Consider the following 15,580-nt stretch of genomic DNA (forward strand, 5'->3'; position numbering starts at 1 on the left):
ACCTAATTTCTGATTAACCTATACCAAATGTACAAATTTTTATTTGCGGATGCTAGGGATGGCAAGTTACACCCTATCCGAAAGCTAGTTCGAATAATGAAAACAACCTTTATCCTAATTATAGCTTTTGTTTTAAATGCTAATGCGAAGAGCGTTGGGCAAACAATTACGCTTAAAGCAAACGATATCACTTTAAAAGAAGTGTTCTCAAAAATTAATAATGCTACGGGATACCAGTTTATTTATCATCTGGAGACCATCAACACTGTTCAGCGTGTAACTGCAGAATTGAAGAATATGCCATTAAGCGAAGCATTGGATCAAATATTGCAGCCCAGAGGCCTAAAGTATGCCGTTAATGAAAACGAGAAAAGCATCGTTGTTAGCAAGAGTCGACTATCCTCCAGTCAAGGACTTGTTCCCATCAAGGGTAAAGTGGTTGATGAATCCAATAAGCCTTTACCTGGTATTACCATTAGGATAAAAGGGGCAGGTTTGGGTGCCATCACTGCAGCAGACGGTAGCTTTACAATTGAGGTGCCAGACAAAAATGCAATTCTGGTTGTTAGTGCCATTGGTTTTGAAACCCGGGAAATATCAGCATCTGGAACTACACCGTTGCTGATTGTACTTAAAACGACTACGAGTAAGTTGGATGATGTTGTGGTGGTTGGTTACGGTACGCAGAAAAAATCTGACTTAACCGGCTCCATCACAGGAATGAAAGAGAAGGAAATTGCCCAGGCCAAGTCTGTGTCGTTCATGGAAGCGATGCAGGGCAGACTGGCTGGTGTGCAGGTTACTTCCTCTTCTGGCGAACCCGGTAGCGCTGTTAACGTAACCATCCGGGGTACGAATTCATTCAATTCGGGCACGCAGCCGCTATATGTGATAGATGGGGTTCAAATTGATGTAAATAATGGTGAAGCAGCCGCCTCAGGCATAGGTAGCACTGCCTTGACTAACCCACTTTCCGGAATCAATCCTTCTGACATTGCATCAATTGAGGTGCTTAAAGATGCTTCGGCGACAGCCATATTCGGCTCCAGGGGTGCAAATGGGGTCATCGTTATTTCTACTAAGACAGGAAAAAACAATACTTCTTCATTGGAAGTCAATACGTATGGCGGTCTGGCATACAATCCGCGCCATATTCAAATGCTTGGTGCACAGGAGTACGCCAATTTCAGGTTAGAAAATGGAACTGCAGATGCTAATTATGCGATCGACCTGAACAACGATCAGATATTCGATGTGGTTAAGGACATGAGTAATGTTCCATCACAAGATTGGCAAAAGCAAGCGCTTCGCACTGCGGCGATTCAAAGTTACAATGTGAGCTATAGCGGAGGAAATGCCAAAACAAACTTTTTAGTGTCCCCTTCTTATTTGAACCAGCAAGGTTTAATTTTAAACAATAAATACCAACGTTATGGCTTGCTGATGAAAATAAACCATAACGCCACCAACCGTCTAAAACTTGGCGCTAATGTGAACCTTTCTCATGCTATTGGTTCTGGTGTGGCATCAAACGGAGGTAACGAGGTGCGGAATTACAATGGTCTAATTCAGAACATATTGCTCACCAGGCCTGTAAATGCACCGGATCCAACACAATTATCGCTTGATCCGGATGGCGGGGCTTTTTCAAATCCGGTAGATTTTGCAAAACTTTCTTTCAAAACGAGTCCGCTTTCGAGAATATTGACAGATGTTAATGCCAATTACAAAATAATCAACGGACTGAATTTAGACGTTCGTGCCGGCGCAGTAATGACTTTTTCTAAAAATGGTGAATTTTATCCGACTACGGTATCCTGGGGATTTCCAACAAATGGACTTGCTTTGCTGAATACAAGCAATTCAACCAATTGGTATCAAACCAGTACGTTAACCTATAACAAACGTTTTGCAAAACATCATTCCATTACTGCACTCTTAGGTTTTGAAGTCAACTCTTACCAAATTGAGAGCTTTCGTTGGCAAGGCCAGGGATTCGATGTACAGAACATCAATCCACTTGACAACATATCTACTGCGAAAGTATTGCCACAACCTCCAAGTACCGATAAACAACGTTACATCAGGGTTTCAGAGTTTGCAAGGTTAAATTACTCTTTCAAAAACAGGTACTTACTAACCGCAACACTTCGTAATGATGCCTCCTCTAAACTTGCTGAGAACAATAAATCATCTCTGTTTCCTAGTTTGGGATTAGCCTGGAGGGCATCTGAGGAAGATTTTATGAAAAACCAAAGTATTGTAACAGAATTGAAAATCCGGGGAAGTTTCGGTTTAACTGGTAATGAACGTATACCACCTTACCAGTCGCTCGCAACGCTTTCTCCTGTTTACTATTCAGCAGCGAACAATACCTCTACACTGGGTTTCGCCCCGGGTACAATTGCTAACCCAAGTCTGACCTGGGAAACTACGCATTCTTACGACTTAGGACTAGACATTGGATTATGGAAAGATCGAATAAGCCTGACGGCCGATGTCTATCTTAAACAAACCAAAGATTTGCTGTTGCAAGCCGATATTCCCTCGCAAAGCGGGTTTATGCGCCAATATCAAAACTTAGGGCAGATCGATAATAAAGGACTTGAACTGGCGCTGAATACAGTAAACATAAAAAAAGAAAACTTTTCATGGAGCAGTAATATCAACATGACCTTAAACCGCAATAAAGTGGTTTCCCTGGGCAGTGTAGGTTACATACCTGTTACCGTTTATGGCGGAGCAATGTCTACCGTGGGACGTGTGATTCAAGGACAGCCAATTGGTACAGGCTATGGATATGTATATGACGGCATTTATCAGATACGTGATTTTACCATTAAAAATACGGCAGGTACCATAATTGATCCGGTAACCATCACCAATGCAAATCTTAATAGTTATACCTACTCCGTAAATTCAGGTACCCCAACGATGTCATCTCGTGCACCAAGACCCGGTGATATAAAATTCAAAGACTTGAACAGTGACGGTAAAATTGACGATAATGACAAGATTGTCATCAGCAATAGTAACCCAAAACATTATGGTGGGTTCAGTAATAACTTTACTTACAAAAACCTTGATCTCAGTGTATTATTTAACTGGTCTTATGGGAATGAAGTGCTCAACCTCGGACGTTCCCGATTAGAAGGAGGCCAGTCGCCATTTGGCAATTTAACGGAAACGTACTGGACAAATCGTTGGCTCGTGGAAAACCCTTCCAATGAGTATCCACGCCTTTCAGGACAAGGGAAATTAGATGTTTCCTCCTATTATACTGAAGATGCTTCATTTCTTAGACTAAGGAATGTGACCCTTGGATATAATTTGAACAATGTTAGCGTGCTTAAAAAAGCAGGTATCTCCGGTTTGCGCATGTATGTAACTGGCGTTAATTTATATACCTGGACAAATTACAGTGGTTTTGATCCGGAGATTAATTCATATTCTGCATTGTTGCCTGGGGTAGACAACATTTCTTACCCACGTGAACGATCATTCATTTTTGGACTTAACATTAAATTTTAATCATGAAACATATTTTTATTTTAATCATGACCGGCGTTGCAGTACTCTGCGGTTCCTGCAAAAAAATGCTGGAAGAAAAGCCTTACTCTATCCTGTCTACCGTAAATTTTTACAAGACTTCAGCGGATGCGGAACTTGCGCTTACCGGTGTCTATGATGTGCTCAACACACCAAGTATTCAGGGGTTAGGAAATCAGGCACTCTGGGGAAGGGGTATGCACTACATGACCAATCTAGGTGTTGATGACCTCACGCAAGATGTCCGGTTTACCATTGGAGTGCCCGAACTGGTCCCATTTTACAATCACACTTATACAGGAGAAAACTTATTGATTTGGTATTCCTATTTTTCATTTTATGCAGGGATTAACCGCGCTAATTTTATCATCGAGAAGGTGCCTGACATTAACATGAACGCAGTCAGAAAAGCACAGATCATTGCTGAAGCTCAATTTTTCCGTGGAATGTTTTACATGTATCTCGGCTGGATGTGGGGCGGCGTGCCTCTGGTTATAGGAACAACTCCTGATATTTCCTCTCCCAGAGCTCCCCTGGAAAAGATTTTACAGCAGGCTGAAGCTGATTTAAAGGCGGCATATGAGGTGCTTCCGCCTAGAAACTCCAGCCCTGGAAGGGTAAATAAATACACTGCTGCGGGCTTCCTTGCTAAGGTATACTTATACGAGGCATCATGTAAACAAAATAATGTGGGCCAATCGCTAAATTTTCCGTTGAATAGTTTTGACTGGGTGAATCAAAGTGAGGCTTATAATCAAGCTTTAAAATATGCCAAAGATGTTTACGACAATAGCGGTTATAAAATGATCAAGCCTTACGCCAATTTATTTCTTTCAGCAACTGAAGCTGCCGCAAGGGAAGAGAATATGATGATCGTACAGGCCGGTGCAGGTGGAAATCAGGAATATATTCTTTTCTCGCAGTTGTCCGGGCCAAGGGGTGATTACAGAAAGAATGCCGGAACAAATGGTTTTCTGCGTCCGGTTAGGGAGTCTTATTCAAAATTTAACGCCAACGATGGTCGCATTTCCTCGTACAGTGGTTACTTGAGCACCACAACGAATTTTGTAACCATCAACAATAACAACTACTACGTTGCAGATGCTGTTTTATCTAACCTTAGTAACCTTTGTACAAACAAATGGCGGGAAGACGATCCCAACGCGCGGGCGGCACGTGGGGTGGTCGTTTGGGGCGGTGAGGCCGACTTTGCTATTTTACGTTTTGCGGATGTGGTGTTGATGTACGCTGAAGCCCGCTTCCAAACGGGTGATGAAGCCGGGGCGAGAACCTTACTCCGGGAAGTTAGGTTAAGGGCTTGCAATGACGATGTTAATAAAGTAAATACAATTACGACTGCCTATTTTAAAGCTAGTTTTATGGATGAGCTTATGGACGAGCGCTTGCGGGAATTGGCTGCTGAAGGATGGAGAAGATTTGATTTAATAAGAACAGGCAGAATCGCATCCGTTATAAATTCACTGAGCACCAGTGTAATGTTTACCGGGCAGGAACCCGTATCCATTAAACAAAATTTCCAGCCTTATAAAATTTGGTATCCTATTCCAAGCCGTGATTTGGCCACGAACACCAACCTTATTCCAAATCCAGAATATAGATAGTGCAATGAATTTAAGAAAGCATTTGTTTTGGATTATATTCTTTGGGCAGACGAGTTTATTCACGTATGCCCAAAGGATGGAGAAAGTAAAATACGTCAATCCTTTTATCGGCACAGCGGGTACTGGACATACGTTCCCTGGTGCCACTCTTCCGGGTGGCATGGTACAGTTAAGTCCGGAAACGGGTTATGCCGGCTGGAAATATTGCGCTGGATACCGTTACGAAGACAAGTCTATATTGGGCTTCTCACACACGCACTTAAGTGGTACCGGAGCCTTAGATCTGGGTGATATATTATTGATGCCATTCACTGGGGAAGTTTCTCCTAAGGAGGATTACAAAAGTGAGTTTTCACATGCAGATGAACAGGCAAGTCCTGGTTATTATTCGGTACGCTTAAAAAGCTTTGATGTGAATGCCGAACTCACCGCTTCAGCTCATGTAGGTATGCACCGGTATACTTATCCTGCCCGGCAAAGCGGACATCTTTTGCTTGATTTGCGTCATGGTTTGGTGGGAGAAAGTCCCGGACGTTTAGAAAGCCATGTGATAGAAAGTAACTTTAAACGTGAAGATCGACAAACGCTTTCTGGCTACACCATAACCAAGGGTTGGGCGGGCAGGAAACACGTCTATTTTGTATTGCAATTAAACCAGCCATTTACCAGTTATACCTGGATTTCTGACTCTACTGCAAATCGCAACCAGCGGGTCGTTTTTAATTTCAAATCACTTAAAGATTCGCAATTGCTGGTTAAAGTGGGTATCTCCTCTGTAAGTATAGAAAATGCAAGGGCCAACCTCAATGCCGAAATCGACCATTGGAATTTCGATAAGGTACGTAGGTCAGCTGAACAAAGCTGGGAACGGGAACTGTCGAGTATAGATATTGATGGCACGAAGCAGCAGAAGGAGATCTTTTATACAGCACTGTACCATGCCCTCATTGCACCTAATAACATTGCAGATGTGAACGGTCAATACAGAGGTGAGGATAATAAGGTGTATCAGTCTGCCAACAAAACTTATTATTCCACACTATCCTTATGGGATACTTTTCGGGCACTCAATCCTTTGTATACCATTCTTTATCCAGCGAAAACCAATGCCATTGTGGCCAGCATGATAGACCACTACAACGTAGCAGGATATTTGCCCATCTGGACATTGTGGGGGCATGAAAATCATTGCATGATTGGCAATCATGCCATTCCTATAATCGCAGATGCATACCTGAAAGGGATAAGGAACTATGATACAGGAAAAGCATATGAAGCCATGTTTAACAGCTTAACCGTAAATCACAAGAATTCAGACTGGAGCCTTTATACAAAGTACGGCTATCTGCCTTCTGATCTTTTTAAAGTTGAGTCTGTTTCTACAACGCTTGAAAATGGGATCGACGATTGGAGTTTGGCCCAAGTGGCAAAGGCAATGAACAAGCAGGCCGATTTTGTAACCTTTTCCAAGCGTTCTGGATTTTACAAAAACCTCTTTGATCCCTCCACTGGACTCATGCGTGGAAAGAATAGCAATGGTAAATGGGTTGTGCCCTTTGATCCACTTAAAATTTCTCATGCTTCAACGTCTGGTGGTGATTACACGGAAGGTAATGCTTGGCAATATAGCTGGCACGTGATGCAGGATCCCGATGGACTTATCAAATTGATGGGTGGAAAAAGAAAGTTTGTGAACAAATTGGACAGCCTTTTTACGCTTGAATCCAAAGTGTACGGAGATGGGGCAACTGCAGATATTACGGGTTTGATCGGGCAGTATGTGCAGGGTAACGAGCCTAGTCATCATGTAGCCTATTTGTATACACTTGCAGGCGAACCATATAAAGCCCAAAAGAGAATAAATGGTATTGTTAATACGCTATACAGCAATGCTCCAGATGGCTTAAGTGGAAATGACGATTGCGGACAAATGAGTGCATGGTATATTTTCAGTACGCTGGGTTTTTATCCTGTTAATCCGGCTTCAGGACAGTATGTGTTCGGTGTGCCTGCATTTAAAAAAGTGGTTTTAAAAGTGGGTGATAAAAAGTTTATTATCAAAGCTGAAAATCTTGGGGATCACAACCCATATATCTTGGAAACCAGGCTTAATGGCAAGCCTTACAAACTACCATGGCTCAAACATACGGATTTATTAGAGGGTGGAGAACTCACATTTAAAATGGGCGACACAAGGCAATAGAATAAATAAAGCTTACGCAAAACAAAAAAATTATGACAAATATTTTAAAAGTGGTTATGGCTACCAGTTGCTTAGCCGTACTTACTTCGTTTTTAATCGAAAAACCAAAAAAACTTTTTCTTTTGGGCGATAGCATCTCCTTGCAATACGGACGTGACTTGCAAGCATTTCTTAAAGATAGATATGTAATTGAGCGAAAAACGGGTGATTCAATAGCGTTTACTAACCTCGATATCCCGGTGGGATCAAATGGAGGCGACTCTCGTATGGTATTAAAATACCTGCGTATGCAAGTGGATGATCCGGCATTTAAACCTGATCTATTTATGCTCAATTGTGGCCTACATGACGTTAAACGCGATCCGAAAACGAGCAAGATTGCTGTTGAAGAAACCGACTACCGTAAAAATCTGGAACAGATTTATACACTCGTCTCACAAAAAAAAATTCCAATGATCTGGATCAGAACTACTGGAATCATTGATTCTATTCATCGTAAAAATAAGGGTTTTGGAAGATTTATTAAAGATATAAATCGATATAATGAAATTGCCGATGAGGTTTTCAGCGCACACCACATACCTGAAATTGACCTTTATTCTTTTACCGAAATGCAAGGTATCAATCGCTTTGTTGACCATGCACACTACACACCCGAGGTACGGAAACTACAGGCCGCATATATAGCCGGCTTCTTGAATTTATGGAGCCAGAATAAGTTGCAAACAAACAAAAAATAAGCTAATGAAAACCATTAAGATGATATTTGGGATGTTGATCGCAACCCTTTGCACTACGCAGGCGTTAGGCCAGGTTGCAAAGAATTATGTGTTCACATCTCCCGACAAAAAAATAACAGTAACAGTAAGCGCAGGTAAGGAGCTTCAATGGTCGGTTGATCATGCGGGGACGGTTGTCATACTTCCCTCTACAGTGTCCCTGCAACTGCAAAATCAGGTTTTGGGAAGTGATGTAAAAGTAACCAAAGCTAGTCAGCAGGAAGTTAACCATATTATCAAAACCAACCTTTATAAAAAGGCCGAGGTTAAAGACCAATATCACGAACTTTTACTGGATTGCAAGGGTGGTTACCAGGTACAATTCCGTGCTTACAACCAAGGCGTGGCCTACCGTTTTTTGTTAAATACAAAAGATTCGGTAACCATACTGTCTGAGCAGTCTTCGTATGTTTTTGCAGAAAATCGTACAGGTTATCTGCCTTTTATCGATCCAAAGCGCAGTGCAGGTGATAAATACCAAACTTCATTCGAAAATACCTACACGTATTTGCCGCTTGCAAATACGGTAAAAGATTCGTTGGCGTTTCTACCAGTACTAATTGAACTTGCAGATGGTAAAAAAGCTGTAATTACCGAAGCAGACCTTGAGGATTATCCGGGCATGTATCTTAAAAGAGGAAGTTCGCCCCAATCATTAACTTCAGAGTTGGCACCCTACCCTAAAACAGAGAAACGAGGAGGTTATAACAATGTACAGTCTGTAGTTACCGGGCGGGAAAATTATATTGCCAAAACAAGCGGTAAACGCCCTTTACCCTGGCGAGTGATAGCGGTTAGCAAACAAGACAAGGATTTGCTGGATAACGATTTGGTGTACAACTTAGCTGCACCATCAAGAGTATCGGATGAGTCATGGATCAAGCCTGGTAAAGTTGCCTGGGACTGGTGGAACGACTGGAATATTTCCAAGGTTGATTTTAGAGCGGGCATCAATACCACGACTTACAAATATTACATCGACTTTGCGGCGGCCAATAAGCTGGAATACATTATGCTCGACGAGGGATGGTCTGAAAAGGCGGATATTATGAAGGTTATTCCCGATCTCAACCTAAAGGAGATTATTGACTATGGCCGGAAAAAGAATGTTGGGGTTTGGCTGTGGGCAGGTATGTACACGCTAAACGAAAAAATGAAGGAAGCTTACGAACATTACAGCAAAATGGGGGTGAAAGGCTTCAAAATAGATTTCATTAACCGCGACGATCAGAAAATGGTTAACTTTTATTATAAGGCAGCAAGAATGGCTGCTGAAAGGAAATTACTGGTTGATTTTCATGGCGCCTACAAGCCAACAGGGCTTATGCGTACTTATCCTAACATTCTAAATTTTGAGGGTGTATTTGGAATAGAAAGCTTTAAAGCGCTACGTAAGGAAGTTGACTTTCCTGGTTATGAAACCCTTGTTCCCTATATCCGAATGCTGGCGGGTCCCTTAGATCACACCCCTGGGGCTATGCGTAACGCAACCAAAAAGCAATACTTCACCGTGAACAGTATGCCAATGAGCCAGGGTACAAGGTGTCATCAAATAGCTTTGTACGTTACCTATGAGGCACCATTGAACATGTTGTCTGATAATCCTACAGTCTACATGAAAGAGCAGGAGACTACAGATTTTATTGCATCGGTACCAACCGTGTTTGATGCAACTGTTGCACTAGACGGTAAAGTTGGAGAATACACTGTTTTGGCACGCCGTAAGGGTAATACTTGGTTTGTTGCCGCGCTGAACAATTGGAATGCAAGGGACATTGAAGTTGATTTATCGGCGCTAGGGAAAATCCCTTCAGGCGCTGTGATCATGCAGGACGGAATAAACGCCGACCGTGATGCTACCGACTACAAGAAACTTACCCTTAAAATTCCAGCCAACAATAAACTTAAAATACATATGGCACCTGGCGGTGGCTGGGCTGCAAGATTAAACTAATTCATTTACTAAAAACAATTTTAAAACCAAATTATAATGAAAAAGCTAAATACAATATCATACACTATTGCAGTGTTACTGTCCATTACTCTTTTGTCCTTCATTAAAAAAGACAAGCCAACTGTCTACTTGATTGGCGATTCAACGGTAAGCGGGGGCTGGGGCAAATTCCTGTATCAGCATTTTGATACCACTAAAGTCAGCATCCAAAACCGGGCAGTATCGGGTACCAGCAGTCGCACCTATTACACCGGTGTTGTACATGATAAAAGCCTGGCAAAAAATGGCATGTGGAAAGGCGTATTAAATGACTTGAAGCCTGGCGACTACGTGATGGTTCAGTTTGGCCACAATGATGACAGCCCGGTGATTGATACGCTGCGTGCCCGCGGAAGCCGGCCCGGAACTGGAGAGGACTCAATTGTTGTGAAGAATCATTTCACTGGTCTTAACGAAACGGTCCACACTTATGGCTGGTACCTCCGTAAATTTGTGAGTGAAGCGAAGAAAAAAAACGCATTCGTGATCATCTGTTCTCCAATACCAAAAGATAAATGGAAAGATAATAAAGTAATGAGGGTTAACGAGCTTTACGGTAAGTGGAGTGCGGAAGCGGCAGCTAGCTCAAAAGCATTTTTCATTAACCTTAACGATGTAATTGCAGATATTTATGACAAGGAAGGCGAGCAACATGTATCTAAGAATTACTTTACGCCGGATCATGTGCATCCCAATACTGCGGGATCCATGCTTACCGCCAAGGCCTTGGCAGAGCAAGTAAAGCTTTTGCCAAATTCAACACTTCGCAATTATGTTAAATAAGCATATTCAAACCCAAAATAGTTATGAAATATAGTATTAAAAAAGGCTTTTTGATGTTGTTCCTTACAAGCTGCAGCATGCTTGCAAGCGCCAAGGATTTCATCATTACTGATTATGGAGCTAAAGGTGATGGTAAAACTAATAATACCAAAGCGATACAGAGAGCCATAGATGAATGTGCATCTAAAGGTGGCGGCAAGGTGGTTGTGCCGGCTGGAAGATATGCGTCTTACATGGTTATGTTAAAGAGCAATGTAAACCTTTATTTAGAGGCAGGTGCAACTGTTGAGGCAATTGCTGATGGAACAAAGTATGTTAGCCTGGTCTTAATTGACCAGGCAGAAAACGTTTCAGTTACCGGTCATGGTACCCTTTTTGGCAACGGTGGTAATTTTAGCATTAAGGAAGAAGCGCCAGACCGGCCTTTTATTGTTTACGTCAAGAATAGTAAAAGTATATTGGTTGAAGGTGTAAAACTGCTTCATTCAGCGGCATGGACTTTGCGTCTGTTTGGAAGCGAGCACGTGATTGTGAGGGGGGTATCTATTTATTCTCATGCAAACTTCAATAATGATGGTATTGATATTGATAGTAAAGACGTGGTCATTACAGGTTGTATTATTGACTCTGGTGATGACGCAATCTGTTTAAAAAGCGATGATCCGAAACGTATTACCGAAAATATTACCATTACCAATTGCATAGCGTCCTCTAATTGCAATCTCATTAAAATGGGAACGGGCTCACTCGGTGGCTTCAAAAACATTTCCATCAGTAATTGTGTGTTGCGTAGGGCAACCGAGTCTCCCTTTCATAAGTGGGCGGAAAAGCCATATCATTTTATGACCGAGCAGATAACCGGGATCTCTGGGATAGCCCTTGAGATTGTGGATGGGGGTGTTCTTGATCAGGTAACCATCTCAAATATTAGTATGACTGGTGTGCAAACGCCCATCTTCATGCGATTAGGTAGCCGCAAAAATCCGACAGGCAGTTTCAAGAATGTAATTATCAATAACATTATTGCGACCTATCACAGCCGTATGTCGAGCATTATTTCTGGCGTTCCGGGCTTTAACATTGAGAACGTAACCCTGCGCGATATTGTACTGAACAGCCCCGGCGGGGGAACTCGTGAAGATGCAGAGCGCAAGGTGCCTGAGAATGAAAAGGACTATCCTGAAAATCGCATATTTGGCTGGAGCATACCTGCTTCAGGTTTATATGTGAGGCATGCTAAAAACCTAATCATAGATAATTTTCAGGTTAAACTGGCTACCGCAGATGCCAGGCCGGCCTTGTACCTGGACGATGTACATCAGTTAAAGGCAACGAATGTTAAAGTAGATGGTGAATTTATCACAGGAAACGATGTTCGTATGATCAACTCAGATCGTTGTCTGGTTAATCCTTAGTTTCTGGATAAAGCCATAAATTATTTTAAATTACCAAAAAAGGCTGAATCTTCATTTAACATGATTTTTCGGCCTTTTTTCACACTTATTTTAGTTTTCGTCTTTGGCAAAGCTCCAAATATTATTATACATGGCCTCATCGTAGTCGGATAAAATTTTACAGAGAATTAAATAAAATTTTGAACCCTGCTGTTCCTACTTTTTAAGCTTCTTTACTACGGATTCAATCACCTTTGGAAACTGGGTATGCTCCAGGTTCTGGCCTTTAAATTTAACCATTTCAAGGTTGTCGTCTTTTTCTATACGGTACCTGCCCTGGTAAATGTATTCGCCCTCGTCATAATTTTCATTTACATAATGGATGGTAATTCCTCCTTCAGTTTCACCTGCAGCAATCACTGCATTGTGTACATGGTCGCCATACATGCCTTTACCTCCGTATTTAGGCAACAGTGCTGGATGGATGTTGATGATGCGGCCGGGATATTTCTGGATTAAGGTTTTAGGGACAAGCCATAAAAAGCCAGCCAATACAATGAGGTCGATGTCCAGTCGTTCCAGTAGATTGATGATCTCTTCTGATCTGTAAAATTCATCCCTGTTAAAAACATGGGTAGGGATTTCAAAATTGTCTGCACGCTGTAATACGTAAGCATCCGGATTGTTGGTTAGTACGAGGACAATTTCAGCATCATCACTGCGCTTAAAATGTTCCATTAACTTTTGGGCATTGGAGCCCGAACCCGAGGCGAAAATTGCTATGCGTGTTTTCATCTCTTCAAAAGTAGTATTTTAACTTTTTAAAGAAAGTATTTTGTTGATTTTTTCGGAGCAGCGCTTAAGGGTGACCAAATATGTGCTATTTATAAGTTCTCGATTTCTTTGATCGTTAATCCAGTACTTGCAGCAATGTCAGTAAACGAGATACCTAATTTTTTAAGGTTTCGTGCAATATTCAGTTTAGTTTCCAGCGCTGTTGGCTCTTTTTCAATTTTAGCGGTTTGCTTTTTAAGACCTGTGCCTTTTTTGGCTTTCTGTCCCTTAATTTTTAATTTTAACTTATCCTTGTGTTGCCACTTTTCTGCATCTTCCCCCAGATTTTCTTTTAAAAACGTGCCAGGATTAATAAGAGCGGCGCAAATTGCAGCTGGTTCAAATGTTTTATTATTGATCAGTGTATTCATACCTTCAGATTTGGAATAGTATTGCAAGCCTAAGCCTACAACAGCCAGCGTGCCTTCTGGTACAGTTATGGAAAATTCGGTAGCTGAAACAATTCCTTGCGCTTTACTAATTTCCTGCGTTTTATGATTTACTGCAGTGTCCATTCCTTCTTCCATACCATATAAGCAAAAGGCTACTTTGATGATGCAATGTGTAGCGCCAACTGGAAACTTTAATTGTGTTTGGATGTCGATTTCCGGGATATGCAGGGTAAGCTTGTTGTTTTCTAAATTAACAAGAGGATGTACAAAAAGACTGTTGACCAGTAGAGATTGCGCGTTAAATTCAAAGCCATTAAGTCTTACAAAGCTATCTCTTTCAAATGTAAAACTTTTGGTTTCCTTGTCGAAACAATGGTTCATCACATCCATTACAGGAGTATTGAAGCGGTTAATCATTTCCGGGTCGTAAAAGACAAAACAGCCATACAAATTGTCCCGGATTAGGCAGGCCAATGAACTGGATTTTCCAAATACGTCTGCAGATTGTTTTGTTGCCTCCGTTTGCTTTGGCTTATCAGGTTGAGATTGAAGAACTTGTTTGTTTCTCCATGTCTTATGGACAATGGGGCCAATGGTGCCGGATATATGGTTGTTTTTTACAATTGCCATTTCGATTGATTTATTGATAACTAATGTACAAATAACAATAAAATTGAAAACACTATATAGCTCAGTGTGTACTTTTTACATATATATAACATTTATATACCGCATTTTATAGGAAAAAGGCGGAGTCAATGCGGACTAGATGCGGAATATATGCGGTATAGATATTTAAATGTTTTCGCTATCTTAAGAATTTGTTTTTTTTTGTTAGTGTCTTTATTGATTGGAGTTGGTGTTCCCCCTGATTTTGTAGAAGCCTAAGAAATTGATGCTGAACGGCTGGATAAAAATTTTTTGCGTTAGGTTTTGTTTTTTAAAAACTTAAAGTCTATATTTGCAGTCCGAAAAAAATAGAAAAATAAGGCTAAAGAAAAAATGGCAAATCATAAATCTTCTTTAAAAAGAATCAGAGCAAACGCTACTAAACGTTTACGTAACAGGTATCAGGCTAAAACAACTCGTACTTTTATTAAAAGATTACGTGGCGCCGAAGATAAAAAAACAGGTCTTGAATTACTTCCTAAAGTAATTTCAATGTTAGACCGTTTGGCTAAGAAAAATGTTATTCACAAAAATAAAGCTGCAAATAACAAATCTAAGCTAACTAAATTTGTTAATGGCTTAAAATAAGTACTAATTAGTACAAAATATACAAAACCGGAACAGGCTAGCTTGTTCCGGTTTTTTTTGTGCTATGAATTTATATGAACAAAAGCTGGGCATTAAGATGTGGGCAGAGGCCGACAGACCCAGGGAAAAACTATTACAACATGGACGCAGGAGTTTATCTGATGCCGAATTAATTGCTATTTTAATTGGGAGTGGCAATAAGCAGGAAACGGCAGTAGATTTAAGTAAGCGTGTTTTATCTGCCTATCTTAATGATCTGGACGCACTTGGTAAAGCCACTGTGAGCGACCTTTCAAAATTTAGAGGAATTGGCGAGGCTAAAGCCCTTACCATTGTCGCCGCCCTGGAGCTTGGCAGGCGCAGGACCGAAATCCCCAGACCCGAGTTTGTTAAAATCAAAAGCTCTATCGATGCTTATCAGCAACTGTTTCCTATCTTTTCTGATCTGAACCACGAAGAATTTTGGGTGCTTTTGTTAAACCGTGCAAATTTTGTGATCAGTAAGCATCAGGTGAGTAAAGGTGGACAGGCCGGAACAATAGCAGATCCGAAAATTATCTTTAAGCTGGCCATGGAGGGGAATGCAGCTACGATCATATTGGCGCATAATCATCCATCTGGTAACTTAAAGCCCAGCGAGGCCGATATGAACCTTACCCGGCAGTTGGTCAGTGCAGGAAAGGTAATGCATCTTTTTGTAGTCGATCACCTCATTATTGCAGATAAGTTGTACTTGAGCCTTGCTGATGAAGGTTTGATGTAGCATTTTTATAT

Annotated in this window: 11 protein-coding genes; 9 read left to right on the forward strand and 2 right to left on the reverse strand. The window is 41.3% G+C overall.

Annotated elements, in window-relative coordinates; all coding sequences use genetic code 11:
• Positions 1-96 precede the first annotated feature (96 nt).
• Genes LPB86_RS08525 through LPB86_RS08555 form a run of 7 tightly spaced genes read left to right on the forward strand, consistent with a single transcriptional unit; the run spans position 97 to position 12,344 of the window.
• Positions 97-3,531: a TonB-dependent receptor gene (locus tag LPB86_RS08525; protein ID WP_230642348.1), complete on the forward strand. Its 3,435-nt coding sequence runs from the start codon at positions 97-99 to the stop codon at positions 3,529-3,531.
• A 2-nt stretch (positions 3,532-3,533) separates the two neighbouring features.
• Entirely contained in the window at positions 3,534-5,171 is a 1,638-nt protein-coding gene (locus LPB86_RS08530) for a RagB/SusD family nutrient uptake outer membrane protein (protein WP_230642350.1), read from the forward strand.
• A gap of 4 nt (positions 5,172-5,175) precedes the next feature.
• On the forward strand, positions 5,176-7,374 hold the full coding sequence (locus tag LPB86_RS08535; protein ID WP_230642352.1) for a GH92 family glycosyl hydrolase: 2,199 nt from the start codon (positions 5,176-5,178) through the stop codon (positions 7,372-7,374).
• Positions 7,375-7,406: 32 nt separating this feature from the next.
• Complete coding sequence (locus LPB86_RS08540; RefSeq protein WP_230642354.1) at positions 7,407-8,114, forward strand: SGNH/GDSL hydrolase family protein; 708 nt, start codon at positions 7,407-7,409, stop codon at positions 8,112-8,114.
• Positions 8,115-8,118: 4 nt separating this feature from the next.
• Positions 8,119-10,107, forward strand: coding sequence for a glycoside hydrolase family 97 protein (locus tag LPB86_RS08545; protein WP_230642356.1), 1,989 nt, complete (start codon positions 8,119-8,121; stop codon positions 10,105-10,107).
• A 36-nt stretch (positions 10,108-10,143) separates the two neighbouring features.
• Positions 10,144-10,929 (forward strand): GDSL-type esterase/lipase family protein, encoded by a 786-nt coding sequence (locus tag LPB86_RS08550; protein ID WP_230642358.1) that lies wholly within the window; start codon positions 10,144-10,146, stop codon positions 10,927-10,929.
• 23 nt (positions 10,930-10,952) lie between these two features.
• Positions 10,953-12,344, forward strand: coding sequence for a glycoside hydrolase family 28 protein (locus LPB86_RS08555; RefSeq protein WP_230642360.1), 1,392 nt, complete (start codon positions 10,953-10,955; stop codon positions 12,342-12,344).
• A gap of 195 nt (positions 12,345-12,539) precedes the next feature.
• Here the strand turns inward: LPB86_RS08555 and purN are convergent, their stop codons facing one another.
• Positions 12,540-13,118, reverse strand: a complete 579-nt coding sequence (purN, locus tag LPB86_RS08560; RefSeq protein WP_230642362.1) for a phosphoribosylglycinamide formyltransferase — start codon at positions 13,116-13,118, stop codon at positions 12,540-12,542.
• 89 nt (positions 13,119-13,207) lie between these two features.
• The gene (locus tag LPB86_RS08565; RefSeq protein ID WP_230642364.1) at positions 13,208-14,179 is read right to left on the reverse strand and encodes a hypothetical protein; all 972 of its coding nucleotides are present in this window, start codon (positions 14,177-14,179) and stop codon (positions 13,208-13,210) included.
• 372 nt (positions 14,180-14,551) lie between these two features.
• On the opposite strand from LPB86_RS08565, the gene rpsT reads away from it, so the two are divergent.
• Together rpsT and radC are read left to right on the forward strand one after the other, a co-directional pair.
• Positions 14,552-14,806, forward strand: a complete 255-nt coding sequence (rpsT, locus tag LPB86_RS08570; RefSeq protein WP_230642366.1) for a 30S ribosomal protein S20 — start codon at positions 14,552-14,554, stop codon at positions 14,804-14,806.
• A 64-nt stretch (positions 14,807-14,870) separates the two neighbouring features.
• Positions 14,871-15,569 carry a DNA repair protein RadC gene (radC, locus tag LPB86_RS08575; protein ID WP_230642368.1) on the forward strand — a complete coding sequence of 233 codons (699 nt, stop codon included), beginning with the start codon at positions 14,871-14,873 and terminating at the stop codon, positions 15,567-15,569.
• The last annotated feature ends 11 nt before the right edge of the window (positions 15,570-15,580 follow it).

This window comes from Pedobacter sp. MC2016-14 (assembly GCF_020991475.1).
In the GTDB taxonomy this organism is placed as follows: Bacteria; Bacteroidota; Bacteroidia; order Sphingobacteriales; family Sphingobacteriaceae; genus Pedobacter.